The 15,076-nt window shown below is 62.1% G+C and carries 12 protein-coding genes and 2 pseudogenes; 9 read left to right on the forward strand and 5 right to left on the reverse strand.

Annotation, left to right across the window (positions count from 1 at the left end):
• Positions 1-2: 2 nt before the first annotated feature.
• Entirely contained in the window at positions 3-1,307 is a 1,305-nt protein-coding gene (locus M1D34_RS23145; protein ID WP_498782349.1) for a metal-dependent hydrolase family protein, read from the reverse strand.
• Between the two features lie 317 nt (positions 1,308-1,624).
• On the opposite strand from M1D34_RS23145, the pseudogene M1D34_RS23150 reads away from it, so the two are divergent.
• Positions 1,625-1,693 (forward strand): annotated as a pseudogene (locus M1D34_RS23150) (hypothetical protein); the annotation flags it as partial.
• A 150-nt stretch (positions 1,694-1,843) separates the two neighbouring features.
• On the opposite strand, the gene M1D34_RS23155 reads toward M1D34_RS23150, so the two are convergent.
• From M1D34_RS23155 to M1D34_RS23165, 3 genes are read right to left on the reverse strand one after another with little or no spacing between them, the layout of a single operon-like run.
• On the reverse strand, positions 1,844-2,623 hold the full coding sequence (locus tag M1D34_RS23155) for an SDR family oxidoreductase (protein ID WP_498782351.1): 780 nt from the start codon (positions 2,621-2,623) through the stop codon (positions 1,844-1,846).
• Positions 2,624-2,654: 31 nt separating this feature from the next.
• Positions 2,655-3,803, reverse strand: coding sequence for a galactonate dehydratase (gene dgoD, locus M1D34_RS23160; protein ID WP_498782353.1), 1,149 nt, complete (start codon positions 3,801-3,803; stop codon positions 2,655-2,657).
• Positions 3,804-3,860: 57 nt separating this feature from the next.
• On the reverse strand, positions 3,861-4,628 hold the full coding sequence (locus tag M1D34_RS23165) for a FadR/GntR family transcriptional regulator (protein WP_498782355.1): 768 nt from the start codon (positions 4,626-4,628) through the stop codon (positions 3,861-3,863).
• Positions 4,629-4,817: 189 nt separating this feature from the next.
• On the opposite strand from M1D34_RS23165, the gene M1D34_RS23170 reads away from it, so the two are divergent.
• The 3 genes from M1D34_RS23170 (at position 4,818) to araH (ending at position 8,348) form a co-directional block, all read left to right on the forward strand.
• Positions 4,818-5,801, forward strand: coding sequence for an arabinose ABC transporter substrate-binding protein (locus tag M1D34_RS23170; protein WP_498782357.1), 984 nt, complete (start codon positions 4,818-4,820; stop codon positions 5,799-5,801).
• A gap of 64 nt (positions 5,802-5,865) precedes the next feature.
• Complete coding sequence (gene araG / locus M1D34_RS23175) at positions 5,866-7,392, forward strand: L-arabinose ABC transporter ATP-binding protein AraG (protein ID WP_498782359.1); 1,527 nt, start codon at positions 5,866-5,868, stop codon at positions 7,390-7,392.
• A gap of 2 nt (positions 7,393-7,394) precedes the next feature.
• On the forward strand, positions 7,395-8,348 hold the full coding sequence (gene araH / locus M1D34_RS23180; protein ID WP_498782361.1) for an L-arabinose ABC transporter permease AraH: 954 nt from the start codon (positions 7,395-7,397) through the stop codon (positions 8,346-8,348).
• Positions 8,349-8,392: 44 nt separating this feature from the next.
• On the opposite strand, the pseudogene M1D34_RS23185 reads toward araH, so the two are convergent.
• Positions 8,393-9,182, reverse strand: a pseudogene (locus M1D34_RS23185) (phosphotransferase).
• 241 nt (positions 9,183-9,423) lie between these two features.
• Between M1D34_RS23185 and M1D34_RS23190 the strand changes: the two are divergent.
• The 5 genes from M1D34_RS23190 (at position 9,424) to M1D34_RS23210 (ending at position 15,071) form a co-directional block, all read left to right on the forward strand.
• Positions 9,424-10,452, forward strand: coding sequence for a substrate-binding domain-containing protein (locus M1D34_RS23190; RefSeq protein WP_498782363.1), 1,029 nt, complete (start codon positions 9,424-9,426; stop codon positions 10,450-10,452).
• A gap of 67 nt (positions 10,453-10,519) precedes the next feature.
• Positions 10,520-12,061 (forward strand): sugar ABC transporter ATP-binding protein, encoded by a 1,542-nt coding sequence (locus M1D34_RS23195; RefSeq protein WP_498782365.1) that lies wholly within the window; start codon positions 10,520-10,522, stop codon positions 12,059-12,061.
• Between the two features lie 19 nt (positions 12,062-12,080).
• Entirely contained in the window at positions 12,081-13,073 is a 993-nt protein-coding gene (locus M1D34_RS23200; protein WP_498782367.1) for an ABC transporter permease, read from the forward strand.
• Between the two features lies 1 nt (position 13,074).
• Positions 13,075-14,079: a sugar-binding transcriptional regulator gene (locus tag M1D34_RS23205; RefSeq protein WP_498782369.1), complete on the forward strand. Its 1,005-nt coding sequence runs from the start codon at positions 13,075-13,077 to the stop codon at positions 14,077-14,079.
• Positions 14,076-15,071 carry an aldo/keto reductase gene (locus M1D34_RS23210; protein WP_498782371.1) on the forward strand — a complete coding sequence of 332 codons (996 nt, stop codon included), beginning with the start codon at positions 14,076-14,078 and terminating at the stop codon, positions 15,069-15,071. The genes M1D34_RS23205 and M1D34_RS23210 overlap by 4 nt, the downstream gene beginning before the upstream one ends.
• Positions 15,072-15,076 lie beyond the last annotated feature (5 nt).

Genomic DNA, 15,076 nt, shown 5'->3' on the forward strand with positions numbered 1-15,076 from the left:
GCTCACTTGGCGACTGTGTTTTTGTAGATCACGCCGTCCTTCATGATGATTTTGAAGCTGTTGGCAGGATCTGCCACCAGCTCGATATTCTCCAGCGGATTGCCTTCGACGAGCAGGAGGTCCGCGAGCGCGCCTTTTTCGATCACGCCCAGCTTTCCCGGATAGGGATTGCGCCGGCCCGACAGCGCCAGCAGTTCGGCATTGGTCCCGGTCGCCATGACAAGCGCTTCGGCAGGCGTGTACCAATGCACGAGCGATGCCAGAATTGCTCCTTGTTGCTTCGCCAGTGCACGGGAGAACAGGACATCCGTGCCCCAAGCGGTCTTGATCTTGTACTTCTTTGCCAGTTCGTATGTCCTGCCGATGCCCGGCCACACCTCATCGGCCTTAGCGCGCTCGACGGAACCCTCGCGAAGGCCTGTCCTCATCAATTCGGGAAGCGGCTGCAAGCTCAGCCAAATGTCCTTCTCGGCGATCAGCCTGGCCGTGGCCTCATCCATGAGGAAGCCGTGTTCGATGCACTTCACACCAGCAGCGATAGCCTGCCGGATCGCATCCGGGGTGAAGGCGTGCGCGGCGACGTAGGTGCCCCAATTCTCGGCAATTTCCACCGCGGCCCGCAATTCTGGCCCGGTGAAGGTGGTGACGTCGAGCGGGCTGAAGGGTGAAGACACCCCGCCGCCCGCCGTCAGCTTGATCAGAACTGCCCCTTGCATGAACTGCTCGCGGACCCGCAAACGCACCTCGTCGGGGCTGTCCACGACCATGGCACCCCCGCTCGTCTCCATCGGCGTGAGCAGGCCGCCGGTCCTCCTTGGCAGGTCAGTGAGCTGGCGGAAATCGCCATGCCCGCTGGTCACTGTGATCATGGCACCGGACGGATAGATGCGCGGTCCGGGGATGATGCCCTGGTCTATCGCGCGCTTGAGGCCGAACGCCGGCCCGCCCACGTCGCGGACGGTGGTGAAGCCGCGCATCAGCGTATCCGTCGCCTCATCGCCGGCCAGGATACTGGCGAAGCTGACGTCGCCCATTGCCTCTGCCGGGGTGGAAGCAGCCAACATCGCATGCCAGTGCGCATCGATCAGGCCCGGCATCAGCGTTCGCCCGTCGCCGGCAATGCGCTCAGCGCCTTCGGCGTCGATGGGGCTTGTCGAAATCTCCGCGATCACATTGCCCTGGACCAGAACATTCGACGGGGCCGACAGAGCAGCACCTTTTCCGTCGAAGATGCGGACGTTTTCGAAAAGCACGTCCTCGGCGCTGGCGGTGGCGCAAAGCCCGAGCACGAGAGCCGCTGCAAGCATTTCTCTGCCAGAGCGAAGCAACGTCAGAACGGGGCGCGCAAAAAGGGACAACGCTGCGGGACCGGACACCGCATGCACTACAACCTCGTAGTGCGCCAACTCCTGCGATCCAGAGGATTTGTGACACATGACGATTATCTCGCTTCAGGAGGAGAGGTGGTCACGCCGCAAGGACAAGTTGTAACCTATACAGCATCGGCGTCAAGCATTCCAGACTGATCTCTTCGTCGTGTGGATAGGCAGGCCGATCACGATCGTACCAGACCAGCAGCCCAAGATTTGTTGTCGGCGGCTAAGCGCGGTCGACGAATTGGTCGCTGGAAGACAAGTCGCCGACCGTTGAGGAAGCGCAGTTTCCCCGCAATTCGGTTGCGGACGTGGCGCGTCGGCGTGGCGTTAACAGCAACCGGCTTTTCCGCTGGATACGAGCGGGGCCCGACAGCTTGGCGACCGACCCGCTTCCCTGGTTTTTCCGAAACGTCCTGTCGACTTCATTCCGATCGGCGGTGAGGGCGTCTGCGGTTGTGCGCAGGGCTTCAAGCCGGATGATGCAGGACGCTGAGCCCGCCATCCACCGTCAGGCAGGTCGCGTTCATGAAAGGGCACTCGTCGGAGATCATGAAGACGGCGGCGCGGGCGATCTCTTCTGCCGTCGCGATGCGGCCGCCCGGGTGGAGCTTCAGGGTTGCCGCCTCGGCTGCCGCCGGGTCCGGAAAGCTGTCCCAGTAGTCGTAGGCCTTCTGGGTCAAGACATAACCCGGTGCCAGCGCATTCACGCGCACACCCTTCGATGCATATTCGATCCCGAGCGCCTTTGTCATGCCGAGCAACGCGTGCTTTGCGACGGGATAGGGAAAGGTGTGCGGAATGATGGTGAAGGCATGCGTCGAGGCGATGTTGAGGATCACCCCACCGCCCTCTTCGATCAGGCCAGGCAGCACCGCCCTGCAGCAGTTCCAGGCGCCACGGAGGTTGATGTCGAAACAGCGCTGCCAATCGGCATCGCTCATCTCCAGCGGCTCCGAGAAGACGTTGACCCCGGCATTGTTGACGAGCGCATTGATCGGACCGATCGATGAAGCGGCCGCCGACAGCGCTTCTTCGATCGCCTCCGCATCCGTAATGTCGGCCTCGGCGTAGGAGAGCGACTGCCCCTGCCGCTGCAGGCGCTTCGCCTCCTTTTCAAGCAGGGGACCGTCGCGGTCGACGAGGAAGAGTGCCGCCCCCTCCGACAGGAACACTTCGGCAATCGCAAGGCCGATGCCCTGTGCAGCACCGGTCACCATGATCCGCTTACCCTTAAGCCGGTCACTCATCCCTGCCGTCCCTTCGATCGGCCCATAGTCATCACCACTCGGCCACACTGCCGTCCGAATGGCGCCAGACCGGATTGCGCCAGCGATGCCCCTCCTTCGCCCGTTCCACCACATAAGCCTCGTCGACCTCGATGCCGAGACCGGGTCCCTGCGGAATGGAAACGAAGCCGTCTTCGTAAGCGAATACCTCCTTATTGGAGATGTAGTCGAGGATATCGTTCGCCTCGTTGTAGTGGATGCCCAGGCTCTGCTCCTGGATGAAGGCGTTATAGCTGACCGCGTCGACCTGCAGGCAGGCGGCAAGGGCAATCGGCCCGAGGGGGCAGTGCGGCGCCAGCGCCACGTCGTAGGCCTCGGCCATAGCGGCGATCTTGCGGCATTCGGTGATCCCGCCGGCATGAGAAAGGTCCGGCTGGATGATATCGACGAATCCGTCCGAGAGAACCGATTTGAAGTCCCAACGCGAATAGAGCCTTTCGCCGAGTGCGATCGGCGTCGAGCAATGATTGGCGATTTCCCTCAGGGCTTCGCGGTTCTCCGAAAGGACGGGCTCCTCGATGAACATCAGCTTGAACTGCTCAAGCTCCTTGGCGAGAACCTTCGCCATCGGGCGATGGACCCGCCCGTGGAAATCGACGCCGATGCCGATATGAGGGCCGATCGCATCGCGGATCAGCCCTATCGTCTCGACCGCCTTGTCGATCTTCTCGTTGGTGTCGACGATCTGCATCTCCTCGCAGCCGTTGAGCTTGATCGCCTTGAAGCCGCGGGCGACCACCTCGCGCGCATTGTTCGCGACATCGCTCGGGCGATCGCCGCCGATCCAGGAATAGACCTTGATCCTGTCTCGGCACTGGCCGCCGAGCAGAGAGTGGACAGGCTGACCGAGCGCCTTGCCCTTGATGTCCCAAAGCGCCTGATCGACGCCGGCAAGCGCGCTCATATGGATGGCGCCGCCTCGGTAGAACCCGCCGCGATAAAGGACATTCCAATGGTCCTCGATCAGGAAGGGGTCCTTGCCCACCAGATAGTCCGAAAGCTCGTGAACGGCAGCTTCGACCGTCAGGGCGCGCCCCTCGACTACGGGCTCCCCCCACCCCACGACACCCTCATCGGTTTCGATCTTGAGAAACAGCCAGCGCGGCGGAACGATAAAGGTCGTCAGCTTCGTAATTTTCATGAAATACGTCCAATCTGAGTAGGAATATGGCTATCCGAACGGCGCCTATATGGGCAGTCAGCCTTGCGGCGAATGCCGCTCGACGGCGACGGCGAGATCACGTGCGGCGAGGTCCAGCAACTGATTCGAACAGTTGCGCGCAGCAGCCGTGTCGCGCATCCGCAGCGCTTCGACCAAGTGCCTGTGGATTTCCACGGCGTCGCCGCACGTGTCCGCTGCCTCGTTCGACGCTTGCAGCGAGAATTTGAGACCGGCCTGGATGATGCTCGCCAGCTGCTGGAACACCTGATTGTGGCTCGCCTTCAAGAGTGACTCGTGGAAGGCGACGTCCGCCGCCGTGAACTTCACGATGTCGCCTTCGGCGTCCCTCATCTGCTGCCAGGCGCGCTCGATTGCGGCGATTTCCTGCACCGTCGCGCGCGCAGCAGCCAGCTCCGCCGCAATCGGCTCGATCGCACGGCGCGCTTCCAAAATACAGTTCAGAAGATCGAACTGAAAAATCCGGTCGCCGATCCATTCCAGAACCTGCTGGTCGAGAATGTTCCACTCGTCCTTGCTGCAGACGACGGTGCCGACGCGCGAACGACCGCGCACCAGTCCCTTCGATTCGAGGATCTTCAGCGATTCCCGTATCACAGTGCGGCTGACGCCGTAGCGCTCGCACAGGTCGTTCTCCCGCGGCAGAAAGCTGCCTGCTGGATAGTCGTCACCGCAGATCTCGGCGGCGATCGCCCGCGTCACATCCTTCTGGACACGGGGCCGGCGAGAAGGCACGCCGCTCGGCTCCGTCGGTTGATCCTGTTGTCCTTGCACCGAAATCTCCATGCGCGGGCCGCTACTTCTTGGGACTTGAAGCGATGCTTATCGCAATTGAGCCGAACTGACGACCCTTCGTTCGTCCCGCTTTATCAGACACATGTTCATCATTCATCATACCAGTTCAATTGACAAGTATGATCTTTCCATCATACACAAATGCGGCTGCTGGGAGCAGTTCGAACAGGGAGAGAAATCATGCGCTTTATCAAGGCCGTCGCTTTGGCCGGCACCGTCGCGATCTTTGCTGCAACATCCGCCTTCGCCGCCGACGTGAAGATCGGATTCATCGTCAAGCAGCCCGAGGAGCCGTGGTTCCAGGATGAATGGAAATTCGCCGACGAGGCGGCCAAGGAAAAGGGCTTCACGCTCGTCAAGATCGGCGCCCAGGATGGCGAAAAGGTTCAGTCGGCCATCGACAATCTCGGCGCTCAAGGTGCGCAGGGTTTCATCATCTGCACCCCTGACGTGAAGCTCGGCCCGGGCATCGTCGCCAAGGCGGCAGCCAACGATCTGAAGCTGATGACGGTCGACGATCGGCTGGTCAATGCCGACGGCAGCCCGCTCGAAGAGGTTCCGCATATGGGCATCTCCGCCACCAAGATCGGCGAGGCCGTGGGCGAAGCGATCGTCGCGGAGATCAAGAAGCGCGGCTGGGACATGAAGGACGTCGGGGCGATCCGCGTTTCCTACGACCAACTCCCGACCGCCGTGGACCGCGTTGAAGGTGCTCTCTCCGTTCTGAAGGCGAACGGCTTCCCCGAAGCCAATATCTTCGACGCGCCGCAGGCAAAGACTGACACCGAAGCCGCTCTCAATGCCGCCACAGTCGTTCTCAACAAGAATGCGGGCATCAAGAAGTGGGTCGCCGTCGGTCTCAACGACGAAGCCGTGCTCGGTGCAGTGCGCGCCACCGAGACGGTCGGCATCCCCGCGGACAGCATGATCGGCATCGGCATCGGCGGCGCGGACTCCGCGATCAACGAATTCAAGAAGCCTTCCGCGACGGGCTTCTTCGGCACTGTCATCATCTCGCCGAAGCGCCACGGCTACGAGACGGCCCTCAACATGTATCAGTGGATCGCCAACGGCAAGGAACCGGAAGGCCTGATCCTGACCGCGGGCCAGCTTGCATTGCGCGACAACTATGAGGCCGTCCGCAAGGAACTCGGCATCGAGTAGGACCCTGCCGACTGAAACGAGCCCGGCGTCGCCAAGCGCCGGGCGTCCTTCCCGGAGCGCTTCAATGCAGGACTTTCTGGAATTCCAATCGATCTCAAAGGGCTATCCCGGCGTTCAGGCGCTGTCGGAGGTCTCCTTCTCTGTCCGAAAGGGCGCTGTTCACGGGCTGATGGGCGAAAACGGAGCGGGAAAATCCACCTTGATACGGGTGCTCTCCGGAGACCAAACGGCAGATACCGGCGAGATCCGCATCGACGGCGAACCGCAGCACTATCGCTCCGTACGCGATGCCTTCAACGCGGGCGTCATCGTCATCCATCAGGAACTGCAACTCGTACCCGAGCTGACGGTCGCCGAAAACCTCTGGCTCGGCCGTTTCCCCGGCAAGGCCGGCGTCATCGACCGTCGGCAATTGATCCGCGTCGTCTCCGACAGGCTCGCCGAAATCGGTATCGACGTCGATCCTGAGGCGAAGGTTGCGTCCCTGTCGATCGGCGAGCGGCAGATGGTCGAGATCGCCAAAGCGGTGATGACCGACGCTCGCGTGATTGCCTTGGACGAACCGACCTCTTCGCTCTCCTCACGAGAAAGCGAAATCCTCTTCGCCCTGATTGACAGATTGCGGTCGCGCGGTACGGTCATCCTCTATGTCTCGCATCGGCTGGACGAGATCTTCCGCCTGTGCGACAGCCTGACCGTGCTGAGAGACGGGCGGCTTGCCGCCCATCATCCGGACATCTCGAAAGTCGGCCGCGAACAGATCATCGCCGAGATGGTCGGGCGCGAAATTTCGAACATCTGGGGTTGGCGCGCCCGGCCGCTCGGACCCGCGAGGCTTTCGGTCGAAGGCGTTTCCGGCACCACCCTGCCCCAACCGATCAGCTTTACCGTCCGCGCCGGCGAGATTCTCGGCTTCTTTGGCCTGATCGGCGCGGGCCGAAGCGAAATGGCCCGTTTGGTCTATGGTGCCGACCGCCGCCGGCAGGGCAAGGTCCTGGTGGACGGCGTCGCCGTACCTGCGGACAGCCCGCGGCTGTCGGTCCGTGCCGGCGTCGTTCTGTGCCCGGAAGACAGGAAGTTCGATGGCATCGTCCAAGGGCGCTCGATCGAGGAGAACATGGCGATCTCCTCCCGCCGTCATTTCTCGCCGTTCGGGATAGTCGACAAGGGTAAGGAGGCGGAGCTTGCCGAGCGTTTCATCGCGAAGCTGCGGGTGCGCACGCCCTCACGCCACCAGGACATCGTCAATCTTTCCGGCGGAAACCAGCAGAAGGTTATCCTTGGCCGCTGGCTGTCGGAAGAGGGCGTCAAGGTGCTTCTGATCGACGAACCGACCCGCGGCATCGACGTCGGCGCGAAATCGGAAATCTACGAAATTCTCTACGAGCTTGCGGCTCAAGGCATGGCGATCGTCGTCATTTCGAGCGAATTGCCCGAGGTCATGGGGATTGCGGACCGCATTCTCGTCATGTGCGAGGGTCGCATCGCGGCCGAAATCGACCGGAGCGATTTTGACGAACACCGGATTCTTGCAGCAGCACTTCCGGATGCCTCAGCCACGACGGCCATCCTTCCCGAACAGGTAAGCTGACCATGACGACCTCCTTAAAAAAACTTCTTCTCGGCGAACAGGGCCTGCTGGTGATCTTTGCCGTCGCCTTCGTGGTGGTGGCGCTGACGGTTCCAAATTTCCTCACCGAACGCAACATGCTCGGCTTGCTGCAGTCCGTAGTGACCATCGGCGTCGTCGCCTGCACCATGATGTTCTGCCTGGCATCGCGCGACTTCGATCTTTCAGTCGGCTCTACTGTTGCCTTCTCGGGAATGGTTGCCGTCATGGCATCGAACGCGACGGGTTCGATCGTGCTCGGTCTCCTCGCGGCACTCGCCTGCGGCGCGATCGTCGGTTTGGCCAACGGCATCGTGATCGCCCGCTTCCGCATCAATGCGCTCATAACGACGCTGGCGACGATGCAAATCGTTCGCGGGTTCGCCTTGATCGCATCGGACGGCCGCGCGGTCGGGATCAACGATCCGGCATTTTACCAGCTCTCCCTGTCTAAGTTCCTGACCGTACCCACGCCGATCTGGGTGATGGGCATCTTCTTCGTCGTCTTCGGTTTCCTGCTCAACCGTACCGTCTTCGGCAAGAACACGCTTGCGATCGGCGGCAACCCCGAAGCTTCCCGGCTTGCCGGCGTCGACGTCGCGCGGACGCGCATCTGGATCTTCGCCCTGCAGGGGCTGGTATGTGCGGTGGCAGGGGTGCTGCTCGCCTCGCGCATCACCTCAGGTCAGCCGAATGCGGCCACCGGCCTCGAACTCTCGGTGATTTCCGCATGCGTTCTCGGCGGTGTTTCGCTTGCCGGCGGCAGGGCGACCATGACCGGCGTCGTTGTCGGCGTTCTGATCATGGGCATCGCCGAGAATGTCATGAACCTTCTCAACATCCAGGCCTTCTATCAGTATGTGGTGCGTGGTCTCATCCTGCTGATTGCGGTCCTCCTCGACAACATGCGCTCTGTCGCCGGTAGGCCGCGAGCCTGAAGCAGCAATGCCGGATGTCCCGCGTCGACAGGTGCTCGCCACCCCTATGCAAGTGCGCGCTCGAGAGCGCTGCGATTTCGCAGCAACCAGGCGACGCTCCGCGTTTGCCAGGCGATCCCCCAGACGCGCGGAGCATGCTCGGTCTTAGGTGTGATCCCCTGCTCGATCACCTCGTTCGCTGCGCTCTCGGCGGCGAACTCGACGATCCTGTAGCCAAGCCGATGCCGTTCCGGCGCCGTGAGGCCGTATCCATCGGCGAAGAGGCGCACTTGTCGCATCCGGCTTTCGGTATCGGGCAGGCGGTTCCTCTCGGCAACGTCGTCATCGTAGAGCTGCGCGTTGTTCCAGGCGATCATGGCCAATTCGGTCAGCCTGTCGACCGGACCGGCCGCCTCCCAGTCGATTAACGCAACGGGATTGCCGTGGCGCGAAATCACATTCCAGGGCGCTGCGTCACAGTGGCCGATGATGTCCCCTTTGCCGATGCCGCGACCGAACCAGTCACGCCAGACGGCGTCGGGTGGTGGCCGGAAGGTGGCAAGCGCCTCATGTAACCGGCGAATGAGATCGCCCAATCTCCAAATCGCCTCGTCCGACCAGGGCGCCGGATTTGATGACCTTCCCGTCGATATACGTCAGGACCTCACGGCCGTGCTCGTCGCGGCCATCACCGACGACGCGAGGCGCGCCTTCGAAGCCGACCTCCTGCAAATGCGTCAGCAACGCATGAATCGACCGGGCCCAGGGGCCTGCCTCCCGCAGGACGACAGAGCCGCGGCGTGTAACAGCGGTTCTCTCTCCCCCGGTCCGCGGTATTTCGGCTTCCTCGTTCATCGCAGCAGAATAGCAATGACTGGGTCTTCTAGGCCAGGCGCTTTCAAGCCCAACATATCGACTCAAGCGCAGCCCTCGTGAAATATATTTCAGTGTACGAAATATATTGACACGCCTGCTCCCGTAGAGTTACCTGCCTCTACCGGACTTCGAGGAGGAAGAACGGACTTCACGAACACAGCGGCCGCCTTTGGCGGACCGATGCGCTTTTTGGGAGGGGCTTCGGCCTCGAGGAGGACTCTTGCGCAATTTTCTCAGCACGACCGCCATGGCGGTCCTCGCAACCACGCTTCTTGCCGGCACGGCCACCGCCGCGACGGAAAACCCGTTCCGCTGCAAGCCGGGCGAAAAATACGTCATGAACGTGATGGTATCAGGCGTCGAATACTGGTTCCCGGTCTACGAGATGTTCAAGCAGGCCGGCCAGCAGTTCGGCTGCGAGACGGCATACACCGGAACACCGGAATATGACGTCAACAAGCAGATCGCCAGCTTCGATCAAGCCCTGGCGCAGAACCCGGCCGGCATTCTGGTTCACCCGATGAACTCGGATCCGTTTATCGAGCCTATCAACCGGGCGACCGACCAGGGCACGGCGGTCGTGACCTTCGCCGCCGATTCGCCCCTGTCGAAGCGCGTTTCCTACATCACCTCCGACAATACTCGCGAAGGCATCTACGCCGCCGACAAGATCGCCGAGAAGCTCGGGGGCAAGGGCGAATATGCGGTGCTCGAAAATCCCGGTCAGGACAATCACGACAAGCGCATCTCGGCCTTCATCGCCCGCATGGAGGAGAAATGGCCCGACATGAAGCTCGTCGGCCGGGCCGCCTCCAACCAAGACCCGAACAAGGCCTATCAGGGGCTGACGAGCCTCATCCAGGCCAACCCGAATCTCGGCGCCGTCTTCATGCCCGAGGCAAATTCGGCGATCGGCGCGGCGCAGGCGAACAAGGAAACCGGCGGCAAGGTGCTCGTCATGTGCGCCGACGTCAACGCCAATATCCTCGACATGATCAAGGCGGGCGAGGTCTTCGGTTCGATCAACCCCAACCAGGGTATGCAGGGCTATATGGGCTTCCTGCTGCTATGGCTGGCCAAGCACCCGGAGCTCATCGACCCGATGAACGACGCCAGTCGCTCCGGCTTCAATCCGATGAGCATACCCGTCGTCGACAACGGGCTGTCGATCGTCACGGCCGATAACGCCGACGATTTCTACTGGGACAAGTACCTGAAACGCCGCGGCACCAAGGGGATCGAGGAATAGGATCGCATGGGCGGCCGCCCGGATCTTTGCTCCGGGCGGCCGACGAAGCGAGAGGGGAAAAATCGCGATGACATCAGAGACTGTGCTGGACATCCGCAACGTCAGCAAGCATTTCGGCGCCGTGAAGGCGTTGACAGCTGTAAACTTTCGACTCGAACGGGGCGAAGTTCACGCGCTATGCGGCGAGAACGGCGCCGGCAAGTCGACACTGATGAACGTCATCGCCGGCGTGTTGCAGCCGTCGGAAGGGGAAATCCTGATCGAAGGCGTCACAGTGAAGATCGCCTCGCCCGCGGTCGCACAGTCGCTCGGCATCGGCCTCGTGCATCAGGAGATCGCGCTCTGCCCTGACGCAACAATCGCGGAAAACATGTTCATGGCGGCGACGAACCGCCGTCGCTCGGCTCTGATGAACTACGCCCAGCTGGAGCGCGACGCGCAGGCCGTGATGAATCGTCTGGCCCCGATCGACGTCAGCCAGAAGGTCGGCGACCTGCCGATCTCCAGTCAGCAGCTCGTCGAGATCGCCAAGGCGCTGACGCTCGATTGCCGCGTGCTTATCTTCGACGAGCCGACGGCGGCGCTGACCGAGACCGAAGCGCAGGTGCTCTTCGGTATCATCCGTGATCTCAAGGCACGCGGCATCTCCGTCATCTATATCAGCCACCGCATGGCGGAGGTGTTCAGCCTTTGCGACCGGATGACCGTCTTCCGCGACGGGCGCTATGTCGCGACGGAAAAGATTGCGGACGTCACTCCTGACGATGTCGTCCGACTAATGGTCGGCCGCGAGATCAACCAGCTTTATCCGGAAAAGCAGCATTCCTCCGAACGGGTAGGCGAGCTGATTCTTTCGGTCCGCGATCTCGGCGACGGTGCACGCTTCCGCGACATCAGCTTCGAACTCCGCCACGGCGAGATTCTCGGCGTCGGTGGCCTGATCGGCTCCGGACGGACGGAAATCGCCGAGGGCATCTGTGCGCTACGTCCGGTGACGCAAGGCGAAGTTCGGCTGCATGACAAGGTGCTTCGCCTGCGGCGCTATTCCGACGCGGCGAAAGCCGGCGTCGTCTACCTTTCGGAGGACCGCAAAGGATCCGGCGTTTTCCTCGATCTTTCGATCGCCCAGAACATCGCCGCACTCGATCTGAAGGCATTGACCTCATTTGGCTTGCTCAATTCCCGCAAGGAAAGGTTGCTCGCCGAAGACCTGACCCGCAGGCTTGGCGTGCGGATGGGCGGCGTCGACATGCCGGTCTCTTCGCTGTCGGGCGGCAACCAGCAGAAGGTGGCGATCGCCAAGCAGCTGGCCGTCGATCCAAAGGTGATCCTGATGGACGAGCCGACGCGCGGCATCGATGTCGGCGCCAAATCGGAAATCCATCGCCTGCTGCGCGAGCTTGCCCGTGCCGGCATCGGCATTCTGGTCATCTCGTCCGAACTGCCGGAGCTGATCGGCCTCTGCGACCGGATCCTCGTGGTGCGCGAGGGCCGGATTGCCGGCGAGGTATCGGGCGACGAAATGACCGAGGAGGCGATCATGCGGCTTGCATCCGGCATCGGGCCGGCAAGCGAAACGAACTTGAAGGCATCCGGGCATGCTGCCTGAAGAAGCGGGAGACAGGGCTATGGCAGTCGATACATTGGCGGTTGCGGGAAAAGCGCGCAGGCCGGCATGGAAGCGAATTGGCACGATGCGCGAGGCCGGACTGATTGCGATCATCCTTTCGCTCTCAGTGATCATGAGCTTCGCCTCGCCGCATTTCCTGACGCTCGGCAATTTCCGTGCGATGCTCATGTCCTTCTCGGTCGAGGGCATCGTCGTCGTCGGCATGACGATCCTCTTGATCGTCGGCGGCATCGATCTTTCGGTCGGCTCCGTCGTCTGCTTTTCGATGGTGCTCTCGGGCTCGCTCTTCCTGATGGGAGTCGATCCCTGGACGGCGTCGCTCGTCGGGATTGCCGCCAGTGCCGCCATCGGCTGCATCATGGGCTTCTTCGTCACCGTGGTCGGGCTCAACCACTTCATCACGTCGCTTGCGGCCATGGTGATCGTGCGCGGTCTCTGCCTCGTCATCACCAAGGGCACGCCGCTTTCGCTCTTCACCTTGCCGCCGGCATTCAAGGCAGTCGGCCAGGGTACTTTCTTCGGGGTTCCCTATGTGATCCTGATCTTCATCGCCGTCGTCGCCGCCTTCGATTTCCTGCTGCGCCGGGCGACCGCCTTCCGCAAGGTCTTCTACACCGGCAGCAACGAGAAGGCCGCGCTCTATTCCGGCATCAAGACGAAGGACGTCAAGTTCTGGGTGACGGTGCTTTGCGCAACACTCTCCGGCGTGGCGGGGACGATCTACATGTCGCGCTTCGGCGCTGCGACGCCCACCTTTGGGGTCGGCATGGAGCTCAACATAATCGCCGCGGCGGTGATCGGCGGCGCCTCGCTGAATGGCGGCTCGGGCACGATCCTCGGTGCCATCCTCGGCATCGCCCTGCTCTCCGTCGTCACCAGCTCGCTGATCCTGCTGGACGTTTCGGTGTACTGGCAGGATATGATCAAGGGCTGCATACTGCTCGCCGCCGTTTCGATCGACCACTTGCTGCACAAGCGGAAGGCTCTGTGACATGCCGAACGCCAAACCGAAATCCATGTCCGCCCCGCGCGAAGAAATCGTCATCGCCAGGCAGATGCATCAAGCCCTGGTGCTGCACTTCCTGGAGGGTCTGACGCAGGCGCAGATCGCCGACCAGCTCGGGATCTCGCATGCGACCGTCAACCGCCTCATCAAGCGCGGCCGCCAGCTTGGTCTCGTCGAGATCAAGATCAAGTCGCCGGTCGAGCCATTGGTGGAAATCGAAGAACAATTGCTGGCGCTCGGAGGCATCCGCCGCGCGGTCGTCGTGCCGACGGTCTCCGACAATCCTCAGATCGCCCTGCAATCGGTCGGCGAAGCCGCGGCACGGCTTATGCTCGAACAGATCGCCGACGGAGATACGATCTGCATCACCGGCGGCAAGGGGGTGAGCGCCGTCGTTGCCGGCCTGCAGCCGTCGCGTCGCTTCGATATTGAGGTTATCCCCGCGACCGGCTGTGTTCAAGGCAAGCACTATACCGACGTCAACCACGTCTCCACCCTGATGGCGGACCGGCTCGGCGGGCATTCCTTCCAGATACACGCGCCGCTCTTTGCCGATAGCGAAGCGGAACGGAAAATGCTGCTCGGCATGCGCTCGGTCGCCGACGTCTTCAAGCGGGCGCGCGATGCGAAGATCGCCGTGGTCGGCATCGGCTCGATCCTTTCGGACGACTCCAGCTATTACGACCTGCACCCCTCCTCCAGCACCGATCGCGAGGCAATCGAGCAATCCGGCGCCTCCTGCGAGCTGCTGGCGCATCTGCTCGATGATCACGGGCGCGTCTGCGGCTACGGGCTCAATCGGCGTCTGGTTTCGCTGACGCTCTCCGAATTCGCTTCGATCCCGACGAAGATCGGTGTCGCAAGCGGGCCCAGCAAGGCGGGGCCGATCTTAAGCGTCATGCGCGGCAATCATCTGGACACGCTTGTCACGGATCAGGCGACGGGAGCGCGCATTCTCGAACTGGCCAAGGAAGGCGGAGAGTGTTCATGAATGGACAACATATCATGCGGGAGATCGGACGCTCCGGGGTCACGGCCTCTGCAGTCGGCCTCGGCACCTGGGCAATCGGCGGCTGGATGTGGGGCGGCACGGATGAACGGGAATCGATCGCCGCCATCCAGGCCTCTCTGGATGCAGGCGTGACGCTGATCGACACGGCACCCGCCTATGGGCTCGGGCGGGCGGAAGAGATCGTTGGCAAGGCGTTGTCCGGGCGCCGCGACAAGGCGGTGATCGCAACGAAGTGCGGCCTCGTTTGGCATACACGGCAGGGCCATCACTTCTTCGACCAGGACGGCAAGCCCGTCCACCGCCATCTCGGCCGTGAATCGATCTTCCACGAGGTGGAACAGAGCCTCAGACGGCTCGGCACCGACTATATCGACCTCTACATCACCCATTGGCAGGATCCGACGACGCCGATCGAGGAAACCATGCGGGCGCTCGAGGATCTGCGCGCCGCTGGCAAGATCCGCGCGATCGGCGCAAGCAACGTGAACCTGGAAGAACTCGAGATCTATGTGAAGATCGGCGGGCTCGACGCGATCCAGGAACGGTTCAGCATGATGGACCGGGAGATCGAAGCGCAACTCCTGCCGGTCACGACGGCAAACGGAGTGGCGACGCTCAGCTATTCGTCGCTCGCTCTGGGGCTTCTCTCCGGCTCGATCGGGCCGGAACGCGTCTTTTCCGGCGACGACCAGCGCAAGGACAATCCCCGTTTCTCCGTCGCAAACCGGGAGAAGGTCACGCGCTTCGCCGAAGCGATAAAGCCGATCGCGCAAGAGCACGAGGCATCGATCGCCCAGATCGTCATCGCCTGGACCCTGGCGCAGCCCGGCATCACCTTCGCGCTTTGCGGCGCGCGCAATCCGGCCCAGGCGCTCGAGAATGCAGGAGCCGGCACGATCCGGCTCAGCGCGGAAGACCTCTCGGCGATCGATGCTGCGATAGCGGCTGAGCTGGCGAACATGGACAGGTAACGGAC

The sequence above is a fragment of the Ensifer sp. D2-11 genome (assembly GCF_054161295.1).

Coding starts and splice junctions, on each gene's coding strand:
- M1D34_RS23145 (WP_498782349.1), bottom strand. CDS start 1,307: ATGCTTGCAGCGGCTCTCGTGCTCGGGCTTTGCGCCACCGCCAGCGCC.
- M1D34_RS23155 (WP_498782351.1), bottom strand. CDS start 2,623: ATGAGTGACCGGCTTAAGGGTAAGCGGATCATGGTGACCGGTGCTGCA.
- dgoD (WP_498782353.1), bottom strand. CDS start 3,803: ATGAAAATTACGAAGCTGACGACCTTTATCGTTCCGCCGCGCTGGCTG.
- M1D34_RS23165 (WP_498782355.1), bottom strand. CDS start 4,628: ATGGAGATTTCGGTGCAAGGACAACAGGATCAACCGACGGAGCCGAGC.
- M1D34_RS23170 (WP_498782357.1), top strand. CDS start 4,818: ATGCGCTTTATCAAGGCCGTCGCTTTGGCCGGCACCGTCGCGATCTTT.
- araG (WP_498782359.1), top strand. CDS start 5,866: ATGCAGGACTTTCTGGAATTCCAATCGATCTCAAAGGGCTATCCCGGC.
- araH (WP_498782361.1), top strand. CDS start 7,395: ATGACGACCTCCTTAAAAAAACTTCTTCTCGGCGAACAGGGCCTGCTG.
- M1D34_RS23195 (WP_498782365.1), top strand. CDS start 10,520: ATGACATCAGAGACTGTGCTGGACATCCGCAACGTCAGCAAGCATTTC.
- M1D34_RS23200 (WP_498782367.1), top strand. CDS start 12,081: ATGGCAGTCGATACATTGGCGGTTGCGGGAAAAGCGCGCAGGCCGGCA.
- M1D34_RS23205 (WP_498782369.1), top strand. CDS start 13,075: ATGCCGAACGCCAAACCGAAATCCATGTCCGCCCCGCGCGAAGAAATC.
- M1D34_RS23210 (WP_498782371.1), top strand. CDS start 14,076: ATGAATGGACAACATATCATGCGGGAGATCGGACGCTCCGGGGTCACG.